Origin of the sequence: Pauljensenia sp. UMB3104 (assembly GCF_030217285.1) — a bacterium.
Taxonomy (GTDB): domain Bacteria; phylum Actinomycetota; class Actinomycetes; order Actinomycetales; family Actinomycetaceae; genus Pauljensenia.
In genome coordinates this window covers 1-326 of the sequence record NZ_JASONN010000147.1, presented here as the reverse complement: position 1 = coordinate 326, position 326 = coordinate 1, and the positions used below count along the sequence as shown (strand labels likewise).

Genomic DNA, 326 nt, shown 5'->3' with positions numbered 1-326 from the left:
TCACGATCGTCGCGGCCGCCGCTAGGCCGGTCATGGAGAACATGGTGACGAACGGCGAGCGCTCGGGGTCAACCTGGTCCCACGGGGTCACCATCATGATCGCGGCGAGAGCCGCGACGTAGAACAGCATGATGCGCACGGGGATGGAGTTGATCGCCTTGGGCAGAGTCTTTTCCGGGTCGGCGGTTTCCGCGGTCGTCGTGCCGACCAGTTCGATGCCGACGAATGCGAAGAGAGCAATCTGGAAGCCACCCAAGAATCCGATGAAACCCTTCGGGAAAACACCGCCGTGCGACCAGAGGTTTGATACCGCAGCGGTCGTGCCA

General features: G+C 62.3%; 1 protein-coding gene. It reads right to left on the bottom strand.

Features of this window, described 5'->3' with window-relative positions; genetic code table 11:
• The coding region (locus QP415_RS11130; RefSeq protein ID WP_285100105.1) for an amino acid permease at nt 1-326 on the bottom strand (326 nt) is incomplete at both ends.